This window comes from Wolbachia pipientis, from assembly GCF_023661085.1.
GTDB lineage: Bacteria > Pseudomonadota > Alphaproteobacteria > Rickettsiales > Anaplasmataceae > Wolbachia.
This window is the reverse complement of sequence record NZ_JAHDJT010000179.1, coordinates 1-918: the sequence shown is the minus strand read 5'-3', so window position 1 is coordinate 918 and position 918 is coordinate 1. Positions and strand designations below refer to the sequence as shown.

Below are 918 nucleotides of genomic sequence, written 5' to 3'. Positions count from 1 at the left end.
AAGGCAAGAAAGACCATACATCAAATGGGCTGTCAAAGTTATAAGCCAATAGACAGAGGTACATAGTGCACATCCCTTCTTTTTGTCTTATACTCTATTTATCATATTAAGTCAATGCTATTTGTGATCTTAATATGATATCGCTCATTTTTGACTCTCTACGTACTTTTCACGTCTTTCATCACCTTCGCTACAATTACCCACAAAAATTTATACTAGTTCTGTAGTAGTAACTGTTCCTACATGATCTTGTAGTGTTTCAGTTCCTGCAACTTCTATTATCCTAGTTCCTGTTTTTCCACTTTCACTTCCAGTCCAATACGGTGGTATATTCAGCACTACTGTGTTACCAGAGTCGTGAGCGTGGCACCATGCGGCATCATAATGATTACTGTGACATGGATTGCAATAATGCTTGAAATATGGGTTATAATCACCTTGAAATGGAGTATGATGATGTTTGAGAGACGTGTGTAAATTAGGAATGCGATAATCGCCTATAAGGCAAAATTTTTGCGTGGTTAAGCAGTCCTTATCGAAGTAAGGCCTACTATCGAATTTATTAGATATGTATAATGGTTTACAATCTGAGAAATGAGGTTCACCTATATTGTGGCAATAGGCGTTGTATGGTTGTAAAATTGAGTAACAAGTCATAAAAATCCTTTGAAAAATAACTATTATGCTAATTATAGGATAAAATGATTAACAATTTTATAACACAAAGATTAAAATTAGCATATCTAAGACCTTATACCAATTCCACTACACAGAAAGCGGGTAAACAACAGTGGAAAAGAGCTACCCAATAGAAACAAAAAACTGACTTGACAACCTCCGCCTTCACCCTTATAATGAAACTAAAGCTATTTATTTATCTTCGCAATCTGTGCAGGTTAATGACAAAAAACTTAGGGT

At 35.1% G+C, this 918-nt stretch carries 1 protein-coding gene; it reads right to left on the bottom strand.

What is annotated here, in order from left to right; translation table 11 throughout:
• Positions 1 to 210: 210 nt before the first annotated feature.
• The gene (locus DM84_RS05995) at positions 211 to 657 is read right to left on the bottom strand and encodes a hypothetical protein (RefSeq protein ID WP_250779089.1); all 447 of its coding nucleotides are present in this window, start codon (positions 655 to 657) and stop codon (positions 211 to 213) included.
• Between the last annotated feature and the right edge of the window lie 261 nt (positions 658 to 918).